At 71.0% G+C, this 17,593-nt stretch carries 16 protein-coding genes and 1 riboswitch; of the genes, 10 read left to right on the top strand and 6 right to left on the bottom strand.

Annotated features, from left to right (window positions below):
* Positions 1-7: 7 nt before the first annotated feature.
* Entirely contained in the window at positions 8-1,036 is a 1,029-nt protein-coding gene (locus FXF65_RS02825; RefSeq protein ID WP_246198308.1) for a ribonucleotide-diphosphate reductase subunit beta, read from the bottom strand.
* Positions 1,033-3,324, bottom strand: a complete 2,292-nt coding sequence (locus FXF65_RS02830; protein ID WP_148348070.1) for a ribonucleoside-diphosphate reductase subunit alpha — start codon at positions 3,322-3,324, stop codon at positions 1,033-1,035. Before FXF65_RS02830 ends, FXF65_RS02825 begins: the two co-directional genes overlap by 4 nt.
* A 171-nt stretch (positions 3,325-3,495) precedes the next feature.
* A riboswitch (cobalamin riboswitch) is annotated at positions 3,496-3,726 on the bottom strand.
* A 108-nt stretch (positions 3,727-3,834) separates the two neighbouring features.
* Here FXF65_RS02830 and FXF65_RS02835 point away from each other — a divergent pair.
* The 7 genes from FXF65_RS02835 (at position 3,835) to FXF65_RS02865 (ending at position 10,178) form a co-directional block, all read left to right on the top strand.
* Positions 3,835-4,515 (top strand): hypothetical protein, encoded by a 681-nt coding sequence (locus tag FXF65_RS02835; protein ID WP_148348071.1) that lies wholly within the window; start codon positions 3,835-3,837, stop codon positions 4,513-4,515.
* An 85-nt stretch (positions 4,516-4,600) separates the two neighbouring features.
* Positions 4,601-5,326 carry a YcnI family copper-binding membrane protein gene (locus tag FXF65_RS02840; RefSeq protein ID WP_148348072.1) on the top strand — a complete coding sequence of 242 codons (726 nt, stop codon included), beginning with the start codon at positions 4,601-4,603 and terminating at the stop codon, positions 5,324-5,326.
* Positions 5,323-5,895, top strand: coding sequence for a copper resistance CopC family protein (locus tag FXF65_RS02845; RefSeq protein ID WP_148348073.1), 573 nt, complete (start codon positions 5,323-5,325; stop codon positions 5,893-5,895). Before FXF65_RS02840 ends, FXF65_RS02845 begins: the two co-directional genes overlap by 4 nt.
* A gap of 102 nt (positions 5,896-5,997) precedes the next feature.
* Positions 5,998-6,759: a group II truncated hemoglobin gene (locus FXF65_RS02850; protein WP_148348074.1), complete on the top strand. Its 762-nt coding sequence runs from the start codon at positions 5,998-6,000 to the stop codon at positions 6,757-6,759.
* A 57-nt stretch (positions 6,760-6,816) separates the two neighbouring features.
* Complete coding sequence (locus FXF65_RS02855) at positions 6,817-8,901, top strand: MMPL family transporter (protein ID WP_148348075.1); 2,085 nt, start codon at positions 6,817-6,819, stop codon at positions 8,899-8,901.
* 23 nt (positions 8,902-8,924) lie between these two features.
* Complete coding sequence (locus tag FXF65_RS02860; RefSeq protein WP_148348076.1) at positions 8,925-9,491, top strand: TetR/AcrR family transcriptional regulator; 567 nt, start codon at positions 8,925-8,927, stop codon at positions 9,489-9,491.
* Between the two features lie 75 nt (positions 9,492-9,566).
* The gene (locus FXF65_RS02865; RefSeq protein ID WP_148348077.1) at positions 9,567-10,178 is read left to right on the top strand and encodes a DUF7691 family protein; all 612 of its coding nucleotides are present in this window, start codon (positions 9,567-9,569) and stop codon (positions 10,176-10,178) included.
* A 1-nt stretch (position 10,179) separates the two neighbouring features.
* Here FXF65_RS02865 and FXF65_RS02870 read toward each other — a convergent pair whose 3' ends face one another.
* A complete protein-coding gene (locus FXF65_RS02870; protein ID WP_148348078.1) occupies positions 10,180-10,581 on the bottom strand; it encodes a nuclear transport factor 2 family protein in 402 nt (133 codons plus the stop codon).
* A gap of 62 nt (positions 10,582-10,643) precedes the next feature.
* On the opposite strand from FXF65_RS02870, the gene FXF65_RS02875 reads away from it, so the two are divergent.
* Positions 10,644-11,204, top strand: coding sequence for a TetR/AcrR family transcriptional regulator (locus FXF65_RS02875; RefSeq protein ID WP_187412053.1), 561 nt, complete (start codon positions 10,644-10,646; stop codon positions 11,202-11,204).
* Between the two features lie 130 nt (positions 11,205-11,334).
* Positions 11,335-12,351, top strand: coding sequence for a sulfotransferase domain-containing protein (locus FXF65_RS02880; RefSeq protein ID WP_148348080.1), 1,017 nt, complete (start codon positions 11,335-11,337; stop codon positions 12,349-12,351).
* Here the strand turns inward: FXF65_RS02880 and FXF65_RS02885 are convergent.
* Positions 12,292-12,984, bottom strand: coding sequence for an HAD family hydrolase (locus FXF65_RS02885; protein WP_148348081.1), 693 nt, complete (start codon positions 12,982-12,984; stop codon positions 12,292-12,294). The genes FXF65_RS02880 and FXF65_RS02885 overlap by 60 nt on opposite strands.
* Before the next feature lie 119 nt (positions 12,985-13,103).
* On the opposite strand from FXF65_RS02885, the gene FXF65_RS02890 reads away from it, so the two are divergent.
* Entirely contained in the window at positions 13,104-14,600 is a 1,497-nt protein-coding gene (locus tag FXF65_RS02890) for a CYTH and CHAD domain-containing protein (protein WP_148348082.1), read from the top strand.
* Here the strand turns inward: FXF65_RS02890 and FXF65_RS02895 are convergent.
* Both FXF65_RS02895 and FXF65_RS02900 read right to left on the bottom strand, forming a co-directional pair.
* On the bottom strand, positions 14,566-15,471 hold the full coding sequence (locus FXF65_RS02895; protein WP_148348083.1) for an NUDIX hydrolase: 906 nt from the start codon (positions 15,469-15,471) through the stop codon (positions 14,566-14,568). The two genes, FXF65_RS02890 and FXF65_RS02895, sit on opposite strands and share 35 nt — an antisense overlap.
* Positions 15,464-17,548, bottom strand: coding sequence for an RNA degradosome polyphosphate kinase (locus tag FXF65_RS02900; protein ID WP_148348084.1), 2,085 nt, complete (start codon positions 17,546-17,548; stop codon positions 15,464-15,466). The genes FXF65_RS02895 and FXF65_RS02900 overlap by 8 nt, the downstream gene beginning before the upstream one ends.
* Between the last annotated feature and the right edge of the window lie 45 nt (positions 17,549-17,593).

Raw genomic sequence — 17,593 nt, forward strand, 5'->3', positions numbered from 1 at the left:
GCGAGGGTCAGAACGCCTCGTCCAAGGTGACGGCGCCCTCCACGCCGATCTGGTAGGCGGAGACGCGGCGCTCGAAGAAGTTGGACAGCTCCTGGACGTCCTGCAACTCCATGAACGCGAACGGGTTCGGCGTCCCGTACCGGACGGGCAGGCCGAGCCGCGCGAGCCGCTGGTCCGCAACGTATTCCAGGTAGTCGCGCATGTCGTCCGCGTTCATGCCCGGGAGCCCTCCCCCGTCTCCGCACAGGTCGCGGGCGAAGTCGAGTTCCGCCTGGACGGCCTCTTCGAGCATCGTCGTCACCTGCTCGGTCATGGCGGCGTCGAACAGCTCGGGTTCTTCCGCCCGGACGGTGTCGACCACGGAGAAGGCGAACTCCATGTGCATCGACTCATCCCGAAAAACCCAGTTGGTTCCGGACGCGAGGCCGTTCAGCAACCCGCGCGACCGCAGCCAGTACACATAGGCGAACGCACCGTAGAAGAACAGTCCCTCGATGCACGCAGCGAAACAGATGAGGTTCAGCAGGAACGCGCGGCGGTCGGCGGCCGTGCGCAACTCGTCCAGGGAAGCGAGCGAGTCGATCCAGCGGAAACAGAACTCCGCCTTGGCTCGGATCGACGGGATGTGCTCAATGGCGGCGAACGCCTTGACCCGCTCGTCCTGGTCGGGCAGGTAGGTGTCGAGCAGGGTCAGATAGAACTGGACGTGAACGGCCTCCTCGAAAAGCTGCCGGGAGAGGTAGAGGCGCGCCTCGGGCGCGTTGACATGCTTGTAGAGGTTCAGCACGAGGTTGTTCGCGACGATCGAGTCGCCGGTGGCGAAGAACGCCACGAGCCGGTTGACCAGGTGCAGTTCGGCGGGCGTCAGCCGTGCGAGGTCGGCCAGGTCGGAGGCGAGGTCCACCTCCTCCACCGTCCACGTGTTGCGAATGGCGGCACGGTAGCGCTCGTAGAAATCGGGATAGCGCATGGGACGCAGCGTCAGGTCCATGCCGGGGTCGAGCAGCATGCCGCGCTTTCCGTTTCGGTCGCTCACTGGCACGCCTCGCAGGTCTCGGGGTTCTCCAAGGAGCACACCTCGGCGGCCGTTTGGAGCACGGTCGTCTGGGTGATTCGAGTGGCGGGGCGCGAGCGCAGGTAGTAGGTCGTCTTGAGGCCGCTGCGCCAGGCGTAGGCGTACATCGAGGAGAGCTTCCCGATCGTCGGCGTCTCCATGAAGAGGTTCAGCGACTGCGACTGGTCGATGTACGGCGTGCGCGCGGCGGCGAGGTCGATCAGCGCCTTCTGCGGCAGTTCCCAGGCCGTCCGGTACAGGGTGCGCATTTCCTCGGGAAGGCCGACCAGCCCCTGGACGGAGCCGTTCGCCTTCTTGATCGCCTCGCGGACGTCCGGCGTCCACAGCCCGAGCGATTTGAGGTCGTCCACCAGATAGGCGTTGATCTGCAGGAACTCGCCGGACAGCGTCTCCCGCTTGAACAGGTTGGACACCGGCGGTTCGATGCATTCGTAGCATCCCGCGATGGACGCGATCGTCGCGGTCGGCGCGATGGCGATCAGCAGCGAATTGCGCAGCCCGACCTCGGCGACCTTCGCGCGCAGCCGCTCCCATTCATCAGAACGTTCCGGCGTCGCGTCCGGGAAATGGTCGAGATGGAGGAACCCGCGAGCGGTGCGCGTCTGCTCATAAGCGGGCAGCGGGCCGTCCGACGCGGCCAGTTCGGCGGACGCGCCATAAGCGGCGAGCGCGATCTCCTCCGCGATGCGCGTCGACAAAGCCCGCGCCTCATCGGAGTCGAAGGGGAGGCGGAGCGTGAAGAAGACGTCCGCTAGGCCCATCACGCCGAGCCCGACCGGACGCCATTTGCGGTTCGCCGCCTCCGCCTCGGGCGTCGGGTAGAAGCCGCGGTCGATCGTCCGGTCCAGAAAACGGACGGCGGTGCGGACGGTCGCGCGCAGCCGCTCCCAGTCGACCCCCGACGGGCCGACGTGCGCGGCGAGGTTCACCGAGCCGAGGTTGCAGACGGCCGCCTCGCTGTCGCCCGTCACCTCCAGGATCTCCGTGCACAGGTTCGACAGGTGGACGACCCCGCCCCCGGCGGTCTGGTTGCAGGCGCGGTTGGCGGCGTCCTTGAAGGTCATCCAGCCGTTGCCGGTCTCGGCGAGCGTCCGCATCATGCGCCCGTACAGCTTGCGGGCCGGGACCTGGCGGACGAACCGCCCCGCCCGCTCCGCCGCCCGGTACGCCTCGTCGAACTCCTCGCCCCACAGGTCGGTCAGCTCGGGGACCTCCTTCGGATCGAACAGCGACCACGTCCCGTCGGACTCGACGCGGCGCATGAACTCGTCCGGGATCCAATTGGCGAGGTTGAGGTTGTGGGCGCGGCGCGCGTCCTCGCCCGTGTTGTCGCGCAGCTCCAGGAACTCTTCGACGTCGGCGTGCCACGGCTCCAGGTAGACGCAGGCCGCGCCCTTGCGGCGGCCGCCCTGGTTGACGGCGGCGACGGACGAGTCAAGCGTCCGCAGCCACGGGACGATCCCGTTCGAGTGCCCGTTCGTCCCGCGGATCAGCGAGCCCCGCGACCGGATCCGCGTCCACGAGATCCCGATGCCGCCCGCGTACTTGCTGAGCCGCGCGACCTGCCCGTACCGCTCGTAGATCGACTCCAGCTCGTCGCGCGGCGAGTCGAGCAGGAAGCAGGACGAGAGCTGCGGACGCCGCGCCGCCGAGTTGAACAACGTCGGTGAGCTGGGCAGATACGACAACGTGCTGAGCAGCCCGTACAGCTCGCCCGCCTCGGCCACACCATCGGCCCCGGTTTCGTCGGGGTAGGCCAGGCCGCACGCCACGCGCAGGAGGAAATGCTGCGGACGTTCCAGGACGAGCCGCGACCGCGGATGCCGAAGCAGGTAACGGTCATAGAGGGTGCGCAGCCCGAAGTACTCGAAGCGCTCGTCGGCGGACTCGTCGATCAGCGCGTCCAGCGCCGCCGCGTTCGCCGCGACGAACGCGGCCGGGGCGTCGGCCAGCAGGCCCTCCCGGTGCGCGGCGGCCACCGACTCGGCGAACGCGCCGACCCCGGCGGCCGCGGCCTCGTCCCGGATCCGGTTGCCGAGCAGCCGCGCGGCGACCCGGGAGTATCCCGGTTCGGCCGGGACGAGCGCGCTCGCCTCGCCGATCGCGAGATCCCGCAGCGCGGCGGCGTCGAGCGCGTCCCCCGAGCGGACGAGCAGCCGTCCCGCGTCCACCCCCGATATCCCGTCGCAGGCCGCCTCGACCTCGGCGGCGATCTCCGCCGCCGGCGGCGCGGCCAGAGCCTGTGTCACGTGCGTCTCCCCTCGCGAGCCGCCTCGCGGAGGGCATGCGAACGGCACGCGACGGCACGCCGCGCTCCGCCCCTCGGCCCACCCGCGAGACCTGGACGTGTCCGGCCTGGGGGACGTCCCCCAGACCCGTGAAGAGGTCGGTCAGGCGAACCTCGCCGCGGCGCGGCCGCCCGGCCTCCTCGCGCGCTGGCAGGTCTTCGGACTCGCGGGCACGGCGCCTCTCCGGAGACCCGGAGGAGGGCGCGTCCTACTGGCCGTCGCTTCCCGGGCCGTGCGGCCCAGTGCGTATGACGGCGGTCGTTCCCACTCACCGCTGCGGGGCAGTCCCGGACTCACACCGGGTTCCCTCTTGCGACGCCCCCGCCTGGGCGGCGGGGGCGAACCAGCACGGGACTGAACCCTACATCTAGTCGACGATCTTTGCGCAACCCCAATATGTTGGGCGTGGCGAGATTGATCACAGGGGTGGGGTACCCAGCCCGGGGAGGCGGTGGGACGATGGTCAACGCCATGTCCCCGCGTCCCCCGCTCCCGGGCTTCCGAACCGCGCGCGCGGTGGTGTTCGCCACCGTGTGCGTCGTGCTGGCGACCAGCGGGCACGTCCTCGCCTCGGGTGCGCCCGTCCCCGTGTGGACGGCGGGCGCCGGATTCTGCGCGGTACTCGGCGTGACGCTCATGCTCGCGGGCCACGAGCGCTCGCTGCCGACGATCCTGGGCGGGCTCCTCGGCGGGCAGTTCGCGCTGCACACGCTGTTCACGGCCGCGACGACCGCGGGCTCGGTCCAGCGGGCCGCGCCCCTCACGCACGACCCCGCCGCATATGACCCAGCCATGCACGGTGCCGCCGTGCACGGGGCGAGCGCGGAGGTCCTCACGCCGGTCGCGCACGGCTCCGGCGGGATCACGATGACGCTCGCGCACACGGTCGCCGCGCTGGTCGCCGCGTGGTGGCTGCGGCGCGGCGAGCGGACGGCGTGGGCGCTGGCACGGCGGGCCGCCGGGGCGGCGGACCGTCCGATCCGGCTGCTGCTCGCGCTCCTCGCCCTCGCCGCCCGTCCGGTGGGCGGCCCGCCGCGCGCGGTGTTCGCCGTCCCGGCGGCGGACGCGGTCCCGGCGGTCGGACGTGTGCTGCGGCACCAGGTCGTCCGGCGGGGTCCCCCGCCGCGTTCGAGGGCGCTCGCCGTCCGCTAGGCGGACGAATCGAGCGCCGTACGTCACCGGACGCCGACCGATCGGCGTTTCCGGATTTTCCGTACGACTCGAACGGAGTTCCGTCATGGCTTTCCTTTCGCATGCCTCCCGCCCGGTCGCCCGCCGGGTCGGCGCGGTCGCCGCGTTGAGCGCCGCGTCCGTACTCGGCCTCGCGTCCGCCGCGTCCGCGCACGTCACCGCCAATCCGAAGACCGCCGAGAAGGGCTCGTACGCCAAGATCTCGTTCCGGGTGCCGAACGAGCGCGACGACGCCTCGACGACGAAGCTCGTGGTGAACCTGCCCGCCGACCATCCGCTGTCGTCGGTGTCGGTCCGTCCGCTGCCCGGCTGGACGGCGAAGGTCGAGAAGGCGAAGCTGGCACAGCCGATCAAGACCGAGGGCGGCGAGCTGACCGAGGCCGTCAGCAAGATCACCTGGACGGGCGGGAAGATCGAGGCCGGGCAGTTCCAGGAGTTCGACGTCTCGATGGGCCCGCTGCCCACCGACACCGACCAGCTCGTGTTCAAGACCGACCAGACGTACTCCAACGGCGAGGTCGTCAAGTGGGAGGAGAACCCGGTCGACGGGCCGAACGAGCCCGAGCATCCGGCGCCCGCGCTGAAACTCGTCCCGAAGCAGGAGGCGGGCGGCACCGCGCAGGCGGGGCTGACCGCGCAGGTGAAGCCGCAGGCCACGGCCTCGTCCGACGACGGGACGGCCCGCCTGCTCGGCGGCGTCGGCATCGGCGTCGGCGCCCTCGGCCTCCTCGCCGCCGCCTTCGCCCTCACCCGCGCCAGGACCCGGTCATGACCCGGGCGGCCGCGCGAGCGGGAGCGGGTGTTCTCGCGGTCGGGACGGTTCTCGCGCTGTCCGCGGTTTCGGCTTCGGCGCATACCGCGCTGACCGGTGCGACGCCCGCGAAGAACGCGTCGGTCGCGTCGCCGACGCAGGTCGTCCTGGAATACTCCGAGTCGGTCCGGCTGCCGAAGGTGATCCTTTCGGACGCGTCCGGCAGGCAGTACCAGGGGGAATCGGCGCGCGCCGTCGACAACAAGGTCACGCAGGCGGTCCCCGGGACATTGCCGAACGGCAAGTACACGGTCGCCTGGCGGGTCGTGTCGGCCGACGGGCACCCGGTCTCGGGCACCTACACGTTCACCGTGAAGGGATCGCCGGGGGGCGCCGCGCAGCCGGCGCCGCCGCAGGCACAGCCCACGCCGTCGCAGGCCGCGCCGTCGCAGGCCGGGGCGGTGTCGTCGTCCGACGACTCGGGCGGCGGCTCGTCCGGCTGGCTGTGGATCGGGCTGATCGCGGTCGTCGTCGCGGCGGCGGCCGGGGCGGTCGCGCTGTTCCGGCGATCGTCGGCCGCCAAGGACTGATCCTTCGGGGACTGATCGTTCGGGCATTGATCATCCCCGCTTCCGGTCGGGTGATTACAGGATTACTGTGATTACCCGACCGGTCGCATTCATGGGGGACACATGATCGTCGAGTACATCCGCTACCGCATCGACCCGGCCGAGTCCGGGGCCTTCGAGGAGGCGTACGCGCGGGCCGCCGCCTCCCTCGCCGCCGCGCCGCAGTGCGTGGACTACGAGCTGTCCCGGTGCGTGGACGAGCCCGAGTGCTACGTCCTGCGCATCGGCTGGACGTCCGCCGACGACCACATGAAGGGCTTCCGCGGCGGCGAGCACTTCCCCGCCTTCTTCGCCGAGATCAAGCCGTACGTACAGCAGATCGAAGAGATGCGGCACTACGAGCGGACGCCGGTGCGGGGCGCGGGCGGGTCCGTCCCGACGATGTACGACTGGGCGGGCGGCGGCGACGCGCTGGAGCGGCTCACCGAGGTCTTCTACACGAACGTTTTGAAGGACGACCTGCTCAGGCCCCTGTTCGAACACATGTCGCCGGACCATCCGAAGTGGGTCGCGATCTGGCTTGGTGAGGTGTTCGGCGGGCCCGAGCGCTACAGCGGGGAGCGCGGCGGCTACCACCACATGGTCCGGCAGCACCTCGGCAAGGCGATCACCGAGGCGCGGCGGCGCCGCTGGGTGTCGCTGCTCATGGACGCCGCGGACGAGGTCGGGCTCCCGGACGACCCCGAGTTCCGCGCCGCGTTCGCGTCCTACATCGAGTGGGGGACGCGCATCGCCCTCGCCAACTCCCAGCCGGACGCGAAACCGCCGCTGGAGGCGCCCATGCCGCACTGGAGCTGGGGCGTCGCCCCGCCGTACACCGGTTGACAAAAAACGCTAGCTGACTAACACTTCCTATCGTGATAGCGAAAGGGAGTGTGTGTCATGTCTGCGTTCCTGGGACGGCTCGGCCGGTTCTGCTTCCGGCGGCGGCTGGCGGTGGTGCTGGCCTGGACCGGGCTGCTCACCGCCGCCCTGCTGGGCGGCGCGACGCTGGCCGAACCGGCCCCCGACACGTTCTCCGTCCCGGGAACCGAGTCGCAACGCGCGAACGACCTGCTCGCCGACCGGTTCCCACAGGCCGAGGCCCGGAACGCGGCGGCGAAGGTCGTGTTCACCGGCGAGCGTGCCGGAGCCGCACTCCCGAAGGCGTCCGTCGACCAGGCGATCAACCGCATCAGGTCGGCGCCGAGAGTCGCGGAGGTCTCCCCGGCAACCGTCTCGCGCAACGGACGAACCGCCTTCGCCGAGGTCGCCTACCGCGTCCCCGAGTACGAGCTGACCGGCGCCGACCGCGCCGCGCTGCGCGCCGCCGCGACCGTGCCCGGCCTGCGGGTGGAGATGAGCGGCGACGCGGTCGCGCCGCCGGAGGAGGGCGCCGGGGAGCTGCTCGGCGTCGCGGTGGCGGCGGTCGTCCTGTTCGTCACGCTGGGTTCGTTCGTCGCGGCCGGTCTGCCGCTGCTCACGGCCGCCGCCGGGATCGCGATCGGGCTGTCCGCGATCAGCGCCGCGACCGCCGTGGTCGAGTTGAGCTCCGACGCCTCGGCGCTCGCGCTCATGCTCGGCCTCGCCGTCGCGATCGACTACGCGCTGTTCATCATCTCCCGCTACCGCGAGGAGGTCCAGGACGGCCACGCCCCCGCCGACGCGGCCGGACGCGCCGCCGCCACCGCCGGGTCCGCCGTCGTGTTCGCCGGGCTCACCGTCATCATCGCGCTCGCGGGCCTCGCCGTCGTGGACATCCCCGTGCTGACGAAGCTCGGCCTGGCCGCCGCGTTCACGGTCGCCGTCGCCGTGGCGGTCGCGCTGACGCTGTTGCCCGCGTTGCTCGGGTTCGCAGGACGTCGCGCGCTGGGCGGTCGTCCTCCCGCCGCGGACCCGGCCGGACGGCGCTGGGCCCGGTTCGTCACCGCGCGGCCGGTCCCCGTCCTGGCCGTGGCGGTCGCCGGGCTGGCCGTCGCGGCGGCGCCCGCGCTCGGCCTGCGCCTCGGCCTGCCGGACGACGGGACCGCCCCGTCCGGAACCACGCAACGTGCGGCCTACGACCTGCTCGCCGCGGACTTCGGCCCGGGGATCAACGGACCGCTGACGCTCGTGGTCCAGCCCCCGCGAAACACGAGAACCACCGCGGGCCAGGTCGCGCGGGAGGCCGCGTCGCTCCCCGGCGTGGCGTCGGTCGGCGAACCGCTGCTCAACCGGACCGGCGACACGGCGCTGCTGAACGTCGTCCCCGCGAGCGGCCCGACCAGCGCGGACACCGAGAAGCTGATCAACGACATCCGCGACCGCTTCCACGGCGACGGCGTCGCGGTCACCGGCCGGACGGCGATCGACATCGACACGTCGGCCAAGCTCGCCGACGCCCTCGTCCCCTACCTCGCGGTCGTGATCGGACTGGCGTTCATCCTGCTCACGCTCGTGTTCCGGTCGATCGCGGTGCCGCTGAAGGCCACGCTCGGCTTCCTGCTGAGCGTCGCCGCGACGTTCGGCGCGGTCGTCTCGGTGTTCCAGTGGGGGTGGCTGGACGCGCTCGGCGTCGTCCACTCGTCCGGCATCATCGTGAACCTGCTGCCCGTCATGCTGATCGGCCTCGTGTTCGGCCTGGCCATGGACTACCAGGTCTTCCTCGTCACCCGGATGCGGGAGGCGCACGTGCGCGGCGCCGCGCCCGCCGAGGCCGCCGCCACCGGCCTCGCGCACGGCGCCCGCGTCGTCACCGCCGCCGCGATCATCATGATCAGTGTGTTCGGGGGTTTCGTCCTGTCCGACACCCCGATGGTGCAGTCGTTCGGCTTCGCGCTCGCCGCCGCCGTGCTGTTCGACGCGTTCGTCGTCCGGCTGACGATCGTGCCCGCCGTGATGTCCCTGCTCGGAAGCGCCGGATGGTGGCTGCCCGCGCGGCTCGACCGCGTCCTGCCGCAGGTGGACGTGGAGGGCGCGCCGGTAGGCTCGGCGGCGGAAACGGGCTAGCGGAAAAGCGGGGAAGGCGGGGCATGGCGGCCAAGCAGGGCCTTCGGGAACTGAAGAAGGCGAGGACGCGGGCCGCGATCCAGCGGGAGGCGCTTCGCCTGTTTCGCGAGCAGGGCTACGAGTCGACCACCGTCGAGCAGGTGGCGCAGGCGGCGGAGGTCGCGCACACCACCGTCTTCCGCTATTTCCCCACCAAGGAAGACCTCGTCATCACCGACGAGACCGACCCGGTGTTCTTCGAGTCGCTCCGCGCCCAGCCCCCGGACCTGCCTCCCATCCAGGCACTGCGCGCCGCGATGCGGGAGGTGCTCGGTGGCTTCTCCGCCGACGACCTCGCCGCGGGGCACGACCGGACCGTGCTGATCCTGTCCGTTCCCGCGTTGCGCGGCGTCGCGTTCGGCAGCTTCATCGACACCATGCGCACGGTGACCGCCATTCTCGCCGAACGCACCGGCCGCCCCCTGCCCGAGATCCGCACGCTGACCGGCGCCGCCTTCGGCATCATGCTCGACCTGATGCTCCGCTGGTCGGACGACCCGTCCCTGGACCTCCCCGAAGCCCTGGACGAGGCCCTAGCCACGCTCGGCTGAATGGCCTCATTCCCCGAACCCGCCGGGCGTCGAGCTGCTAGGAATGATCACTGCCGCACGAGGAGGTTCGGGAGCGTGAGCACGCAGCTCAGGTTGTACAGCGTCAGCCTCGCGACGCTCGACATATTGGTCCGGCCGACGAATGTCTGGCTGGCCGAGGAGTCCCGGACGCAGGCCGCCGCCGTCGACGCGGAAGGCTACGTCAAGGGCTCGCGCACGGTCACCGAGGCGCTGGAGGACATCCTGCACGACCGTCCGAAGGACCCGGACGCCGGAAACGCCTACGGCCACGCCTGGGAAATCGTCATCGAGCAACTCGAATCGAAACGCTTCGACTTCGGCCCGATGAGACTGGGCGCCCAGTTCTTGGACGAGGCGAGCCGCGAGCTGAAAAGCCTGGGCGTCCCGGCCGAGCTGGCCCCCTTGGGTTTCATGTGCAACTCCCCGTTCACGGGCACGCCCTACCCGTCCGACCTCCCGTCCATCGGACACCTCCCAGCACCCGAGGTAGCCGCCCTCCTAACGGCCTACCAAGCAGCCGAAGACCGCCTCGCGGACCCCGACCACAAGGCCCTGACCCACACCGTCATCACGGCCGCCGAAGAGGTAGTGCACTTCAACCGTTTCGCCGACGGAATGGAAGACGAAGACATCCCCTACTGCGACCTGGTCACCTTCTACTCCTGAGCTACACCGGGCTAACGGCCTCGTGCCATCGCACGGTGTCGGTGTACTGGTGCAGCCAAGAGATCAGCCCGCCCGTGACCCGCCACAGGTGGACGAACTCGGCCTCGTACTCGCGTCCCGTCGCCCGCGAAGCACCCCGATAGTGGCCGGTGACCACGACCATTCCGTCCGTCGTCTCGTGCCAGGACTCGGCGTACGGAGCCGTGTCGAACTCGGCGAACACCGCGCCCCACACTTTGGCGAGCGTCTCGTGCGGCCCGTGGAAGGTCCCGCCCGCCCCGCACGGGAGCCCCGGCGCGGTGTGCGCCTCGAACCCCGGATGCAGGATGGCCAGGATCGCCGCCCCGTCCCCCGCCTGCGCGGCGCCGTAGAACCGTGCGACGAGATCCGTCTCCGCTGACATGGGCACCTCGTTTTAGAGAAGATGTTCTAGAATGCTCCACTACTAGCATCGGGAGGCGCCCCTTGGGAAGACCGGCGAAGTTCGGCCAGGACCAGATCCTCGACGCGGCCCTCGCCGTCACCGCCGAGGACGGCCCGGCCGCCGCGACGATCGCCGCCATCGCGGGACGGCTCGGCGCCCCGTCCGGCTCCCTCTACCACCGCTTCGGCTCCCGCGACCTGCTCCTGGCGACGTTGTGGACGCGCACCGTCCGCCGCTTCCAGGAAGGCTTCATCGAGGCCCTGAACGCGGACGACCCCGAATCCGCCGCCCTGCACACCCCGCGCTGGTGCCGCACCCACATGGACGAGGCCGCCGTCCTACTCCTCTACCGCCGCCAAGACCTGGCCCCCACCTGGCCCACCGACCTGACCGACGCCCTAGCCACCCTGAACACCCGCCCAACGCAAGCCCTGGACGCCTACACAACCCGCCACCCCACCACCGACCGCGACGATCTCCTATTCGCCACGGTCGACGTCCCATACGGCGCCGTCCGCCGCCACCTCCAGGAGCGCCACCCCCCGCCCCCGCAGGTGGACGCCTTGATCACCAATACCTGCCGAGCCATCCTCGGCACCTGACCTCACGCCTCGCCAACACCCCGCGCAGCGGCCTGATCCCGCGAGTAGGCAACGGGCCCAACCCACCTTTGAAGCGTTCCTGCTCACGGCATGGTTGACGGGCCGATCTGGTTGCCGCCATTCTCCGCGCATGGGCTTGGGGGAACGCGTTCGCTACCAGACCTCCTATACGGACTCGGGCCGCTGGGACGGGTTCGTGTTCCGTCCCGGCGACATCGTGATCAGCACTCCGGCGAAGTGCGGCACGACCTGGCTGCAGATGATCTGCGCCCTGGAGATCTTCAAGAGCGCGACATTCGACCGGCCGCTCGACCAGATCTCACCGTGGCTGGACGTCCTGCTGCGCCCGCTCACCGAAGTGCTGGCGGACCTCGAGGCACAGGCGCACCGGCGGTTCATCAAGACCCATGCGCCCCTGGACGGATTGCCCTTCGACGAACGAGTCACCTACCTCTGCGCAAGCCGGGACCCCCGGGATGTGGCCGTGTCCCTGGACAGCCATGCCGGCAACACCGACCGGGCCGTGTCCCTCGCATTGCGGGAGGATGCCGTGGGCGCCGCGGTCCTTGACGAGTTGCTGGCCTCCGCTCCGACCCAGCCGAGCGGGACCGCGCGCGAGCGCTTCTGGTCCTGGGTCAATCCGGCCGCGCCCGGGAAGGCCGTGTCCGACCTGGAGATCATGCTTCACCATCTGGACACGTTCTGGCAGGTCCGCGACCAGCCGAACATCGTGCTGCTGCGCTACGAGGACCTCCTTGACGACCTCGAAGGGCAGATGCGCTACATAGCGGCCCGACTCGGGATCGCCATCACCGAGACAGCCTGGCCGGACCTGGTCCAAGCCGCGACGTTCGCGGCCATGAAGGGCCGGGCCGGTGAACTCGCGCCCGAAGCCAGCCACGACGGCTTCTACCACGACCACAGCCAGTTCTTCCACAGCGGATCAACGGGCCAGTGGCGGCAGGTCCTCAGCGAGGAGGAGCTTCCCCGGTACGCCGCCCGGGTCGCCGAATGCGTGCCCGCGGACCTTGCCGCCTGGATCCATCGGCCCCCGCTTCCGGTGGCGGGCAACCGGCTGGACGACAGGTCAGGTGCGGAGGATGGCGGCTATTACTCCCGGGGTGTCGGAGAGGTCGGGGAGGACTGATTCGGCGCCTGAGAGGCGTAGGGCGGCGGCTGGGGTTGTGCCGGTTGCCACGGCTACTACGTGGGCGCCACCTTCGTGGGCCGCGCGGACGTCGTGGGGAGTGTCGCCTATCAGGACGGTGTTGGACGCCGTGAATTGCTCTCCGTATTGGCGGGACGCGCGGTGCTGGGCGAGTTTCACCAACGGCGGGCGTTCGAGAGCGTCCTCGCCGTAGGCGCCGGCGTCGAGGTCGAAGAAGTCGGTGAGGCCGAAGGCGGTCAGTTTGCATTCGGCGATCCGGCGCGCGTTGCCCGTCAGCGCTGACTGGATCACGTCGGGACGGGCGGCGAGGGTCTTCAGGGCGGCGCGGGCGCCGGGGAGGACGTGGCCCCGGGCGGGCAGTTCGGCGCGGCGGGCCTCGAACGTCGAGGCCAGGGCGTCCAGGAAGGACGAGGTCAGGGACGGTGTCGGGGTCACGCCGTGGTGGTCCAGGGTCTCGGCGGTGATGGCCCGGTCGGTGCGTCCGGCCATGGGCGCGATCTTGGCGGGGACGCGGCCGATCAGGCGGTGGAAGACGGACGCGTAGATCTCGCCGCTGAGGCCGCCGGCGTTAACGAGGGTGTGGTCGATGTCCCAGAGCACCAGTGTTCGCACCTGTGCATGCTAGGCGGGCGGCCTCGACCCTCACTTTTCTGTTGCTGTTCACCTTGCCGTGGAATCCTTGTCACTTGGGTGTGGAGCGATGCCGGACCCCTTCCTGGAGGAGCTGAAGCGTGGCCGAAAGGCATCTGGAGATTGAGCAGAAGTACGACGCCGCGTCCGACTTCGTCCTGCCGGATCTGGACGGGCTGCCGGACGTGGCCTCCACGGGGACGCCCGAGGCGCACGAACTGTACGCGACCTACTACGACACCGCCGATTTCCGGCTCGCCGCGCACGGGATCACGTTGCGCCGCCGCCGCGGCGGGACGGACGCGGGCTGGCATCTCAAGATGCCCGCCGGTCCGGACAGCAAGCAGGAGCTGCGGGCGCCGCTGGGGCGTCCGAGCGTGGTGCCGACGCGGCTGTCCGCGCTGGTCGCGGCCTATACGCGGGGCGCGGAGCTGGGGCCGGTCGCGACGCTCGACACCGGCCGGACGGTCGTCCGGCTGTACGACGCGGACGGCCGCGAGCTGGCGGAGATCGCCGACGACCTGGTCACCGGGCGGGCCGGGGCGGGCGCCGAACCCGACCGGTGGCGCGAGGTCGAGGTCGAGCTCGGCGGCGGCGGGACGCCGGAGCTCATGAAGGCGACCGGGAAGCGGCTGCGCAAGTGCGGCGCGCGACGAGCCGCGTCGTCGTCGAAGCTCGGGCGGCTGCTCGGCGGCGCGGTGACGCCGTCGGCGGCGGCCGCGGCGCGGGCGGCGGCGCGGTCGCGGGTCGCGGCGGCCACCTCGAACGGCAAGGGCCCCGCGGTGACGACCGGCGAGGTCGTCCTCGCCTACCTCGCCGAGCAGGTCGACGCGGTGCTGGCGTTCGACCCGAAGGCACGGCTCGCCGAGGACGACGCCGTCCACCGGATGCGGGTGGCGGTGCGGCGGCTGCGGAGCGCGCTGCGCAGCTACCGGCCCGTCCTGGACGCGGAGCGGACGGCGCCCCTCAACCCCGAACTGCGGTGGCTCGCCGAAGTGCTCGGCGAAGTCCGCGACCGGGAAGTGCTGAGAATGCGTTTCGCGGGCGCGCCGGCCTTTCTGCTGGACGATCTGAACCAGCAGGAGCAGGCCGCCTACCGCCGCCTCAACGCGCATTTGAAGAGCGCAAGGTACTTCGCGCTCCTCGACGAGCTCGACCAGCTCGTCCTCGATCCGCCCCTCGCGGGGATGGCGGACAGAAAGGCCCGCAAGGAGCTGCCGGGTCTCGTCACGCGGGCGTGGACGCGGATGGCCAAGGACTACCACTCGATCAGGACGTCCAACGATCCCGACCTCGCGCGGCACGAGACCAGGAAGGCCGCCAAGCGGGCGCGCTACGCCGCCGAGCTGGCCGTGCCGGTGCTGGGCGTGGCGGCGAGACGGGTGGTCAAGGACGCCAAGCGCATCCAGGAGGTGCTCGGCGACCACCAGGACGGCGTGATCGCCATGGAGCACCTGGAGGCCGCCGCCAAGCGCACGAACATCCCGGCCGAGGCGTTCACGCTGGGCGTCCTCTACGGGAAAGAGGAATGCGAGGCGGAGGCGGCGAAGGGCCGCCTGTCCACTACGTGGTCGCAGACTTTGGGTCCGTCGTTCTAGGGCGGTGGCGTTCGAGGGCGGCCATTGAACCGTCGCTCACGTGCGCCACCCAGAATTCCGCCTTTCCCAGACCCGGGTCGTCCGGGACCTTCTGGCCGAGCGCCTTGCACAGGCCGGTGACGAGCGTGGAGACGATCTCGCCGTGCGTGCAGACGACGGCGGGGACGCCGTCCGCGACCAGGCCGAGCAGCGTCCCGACGGCCCGGTCCGGGCCGGTGTCCCCGACCGTGAACGCCGTGTCCGTGACGACCGGCTCCCGCAGCCGCCGCGCGTAGGGCAGGACGGTCTCCGCGCACCGCGCCGTCGCCGAGCTGACCAGCCGGGACGGCCCGAAGACGTGCAGCAGCCCGGCCAGTTGGACGGCCTCCGCGCGGCCCGCCGCGTCCAGGGGCCGCAGTTCGTCCGCCTCACGCCAGTGGAGCTTCTCCCCCGCCGACGCGTGCCGCAGGATCACGAACGGCGTGGTGTGCAGCGGCCCGTTCAGGAACTCGCGCAGCAGGTCGACGTCGTGCCCGTAGCTGAGCCTCTCCTCCGCCTCGGCGGCCGGGAGCCAGGCCAGCTCGTCCACCTCGTCGTTCGGCGTGAACGCGCCCCCGGCGAGCGGGCGCGCCGCCCAGTAGTCGACCTGCTTCGTCCGGTCCCGGACGGGATACGTGCTGGTCGGGAGCCTGCGGCCGAGCCGGGGCACGATCCCGGTCTCCTCCTCGATCTCCCGGACGGCCGCCGCCAGCACGTGCTCGCCCCTGTCGACCTTCCCCTTGGGGAACGACCAGTCGTCGTAGCGCGGCCGGTGGACCACCGCGAACTCGGCCTCGCCCAGCGGGCCGTCCCGCCAGAGCAGCGCGCCCGCCGCCCGGATGACGTCAGCCATCGACGGTCCTCCACCGGCGGCTCTTCACCAGGTGGGTCTGGATGTCGAGCATGACCTCGCCGGGCCGCGGGGTGAGCCGCGTCCAGGCGCCGTCGGCGTCGAGCGCCCACGCGTGGGTGCTCGCGTCCATGGCCCGGTCGAGCAGGGCGAGCAGGTCGTCGCGCTGCGCCCGGTCGGTGACGGTGACGAGCGCCTCGACGCGGCGGTCCAGGTTGCGGTGCATGAGGTCGGCGCTGCCGATCCACACCTCCGGCTCGCCGCCGTTCTCGAACGCGAACACGCGGGAGTGCTCCAGGAACCGGCCGAGGACGCTCCGCACCCGGACGGTCTCCGACAACCCGGGCACGCCGGGACGCAGCGCGCAGATCCCGCGGACCCAGACGTCCACCGGCACCCCGGCCCGCGACGCCCGGTACAGCGCGTCGGTGATCACCTCGTCCACCAGCGAGTTGCACTTGATCCTGATCCGCGCGGAATGCCCAGCCCGGTGGTTGTCGATCTCGTGCTCGATCCGCTGGACGAGCCCCGACCGCAGGCTGTTCGGCGCGACGAGCAGCCGGTGGTAGGAGCTCTGCCGCGAGTAGCCGGTGAGGTGGTTGAACAGGGCGCTGACGTCCTCGCCGACCTCGGGGTCAGCGGTGAGGAGCCCGAAGTCCTCGTAGAGGCGGGCGGTCTTCGGGTGGTAGTTGCCGGTGCCGATGTGGCAGTACCGGCGGAGCTGCCCCTCCGCGTCCTGCCGGACGATCAGCGCCAGCTTGCAGTGCGTCTTCAACCCGACGAACCCGTAGACGACGTGGCAGCCCGCCGTCTCCAGCTTCCGCGCCCAGGCGATGTTGGCGCGCTCGTCGAACCGGGCCTTCAGCTCGACGACGACCACGACCTGCTTGCCCGCCTCGGCGGCGGCCATCAGCGCGTCCACGATCGGGGAGTCGCCGGACGTCCGGTACAGCGTCTGCTTGATCGCGAGGACGCGCGGGTCGGTGGCCGCGTCCTCGATCAGCCGCTGGACGGTCGTCGTGAACGAGTCGTAGGGGTGGTGGACGAGCACGTCCCGCTCACGGATCGCGCTGAAGATGCTCGCATCCTCCGGCAGCGCCTCCTTCGACGGGACGAAAGGGGGATATTTGAGCTCCGGCCGGTCGAGGTCGGCGATGGCGGCGAGCCCGCCGAGGTCGAGCGGGCCGCCGACGCGGTAGATCTGGCCCTCGTCCACCGCCAGCTCGGACGTGAGCAGCTCCAGCACCCCGGCGGAGATCGACTCCTCCACCTCAAGGCGGACGACCGGGCCGAACCGGCGGCGCAGCAGCTCCCGCTCCAGCGCCTGGAGGAGGCCCTCGCTGATGTCGTCGTCGATCTCCAGGTCCTGGTTGCGGGTGACGCGGAAGGCGTGGTGCTCGACGACCTCCATCCCGACGAACAGCTGGCCGAGATGGGCCGCGATCACGTCCTCCAGCGGGGTGAACCGGTCCGGGGACGCCTCGATGAAGCGCGGCAGGAGCGGCGGCACCTTGACGCGGGCGAACATCGTCGCGTCCGTCTCCGGGTCCCGGACGATCACCGCGAGGTTCAGCGACAGCCCCGAGATGTACGGGAACGGGTGCGCGGAGTCGACGACGAGCGGCGTGAGGACGGGGTATATCCGGTCGCGGAACAGGCGGCGCAGCCGCTCCTGCTCGGTCTCGGCCAGCTCGTCCCAGCGCAGGATGTCGATGCCCTCGTCGCCGAGCGCGGGCTGGACCTCGTCGCGGAAGACGGCGGCGTGCCGCAGCATCAGCTCGTGCGCGACCTCGCCGGTGCGCTGGAGCACCTCGCGCGGCTGCCGCCCGCTCGCGGACTGGACGGCGAGCCCGGTCGCCATCCGGCGGGCGAGCCCGGCGACGCGGACCATGAAGAACTCGTCCAGGTTGCTGGCGAAGATCGACAGGAACCGGACGCGCTCCAGCAGCGGCAGCGTCGGATCCTCGGCCAGCTCCAGAACACGCTGGTTGAATCTGAGCCAGCTCTCCTCCCGGTCGAGGAAGCGGTCGTCGGGCAGCGCCTCGGCAGCGCGAGGGAGATGTCCTGGATTGACGGTCATGCCGGAATTTTCTCCAAGGAAAGTGAACGGCAGTCGAACTCGGTT

The organism is Actinomadura syzygii (genome assembly GCF_008085905.1).
Taxonomy (GTDB): Bacteria; Actinomycetota; Actinomycetes; order Streptosporangiales; family Streptosporangiaceae; genus Spirillospora; species Spirillospora syzygii.

Coding starts and splice junctions, on each gene's coding strand:
- FXF65_RS02855 (WP_148348075.1), top strand. CDS start 6,817: ATGTCTGCGTTCCTGGGACGGCTCGGCCGGTTCTGCTTCCGGCGGCGG.
- FXF65_RS02900 (WP_148348084.1), bottom strand. CDS start 17,548: ATGACCGTCAATCCAGGACATCTCCCTCGCGCTGCCGAGGCGCTGCCC.
- FXF65_RS02845 (WP_148348073.1), top strand. CDS start 5,323: ATGACCCGGGCGGCCGCGCGAGCGGGAGCGGGTGTTCTCGCGGTCGGG.
- FXF65_RS02880 (WP_148348080.1), top strand. CDS start 11,335: ATGGGCTTGGGGGAACGCGTTCGCTACCAGACCTCCTATACGGACTCG.
- FXF65_RS02860 (WP_148348076.1), top strand. CDS start 8,925: ATGGCGGCCAAGCAGGGCCTTCGGGAACTGAAGAAGGCGAGGACGCGG.
- FXF65_RS02870 (WP_148348078.1), bottom strand. CDS start 10,581: ATGTCAGCGGAGACGGATCTCGTCGCACGGTTCTACGGCGCCGCGCAG.
- FXF65_RS02850 (WP_148348074.1), top strand. CDS start 5,998: ATGATCGTCGAGTACATCCGCTACCGCATCGACCCGGCCGAGTCCGGG.
- FXF65_RS02895 (WP_148348083.1), bottom strand. CDS start 15,471: ATGGCTGACGTCATCCGGGCGGCGGGCGCGCTGCTCTGGCGGGACGGC.
- FXF65_RS02835 (WP_148348071.1), top strand. CDS start 3,835: ATGTCCCCGCGTCCCCCGCTCCCGGGCTTCCGAACCGCGCGCGCGGTG.
- FXF65_RS02840 (WP_148348072.1), top strand. CDS start 4,601: ATGGCTTTCCTTTCGCATGCCTCCCGCCCGGTCGCCCGCCGGGTCGGC.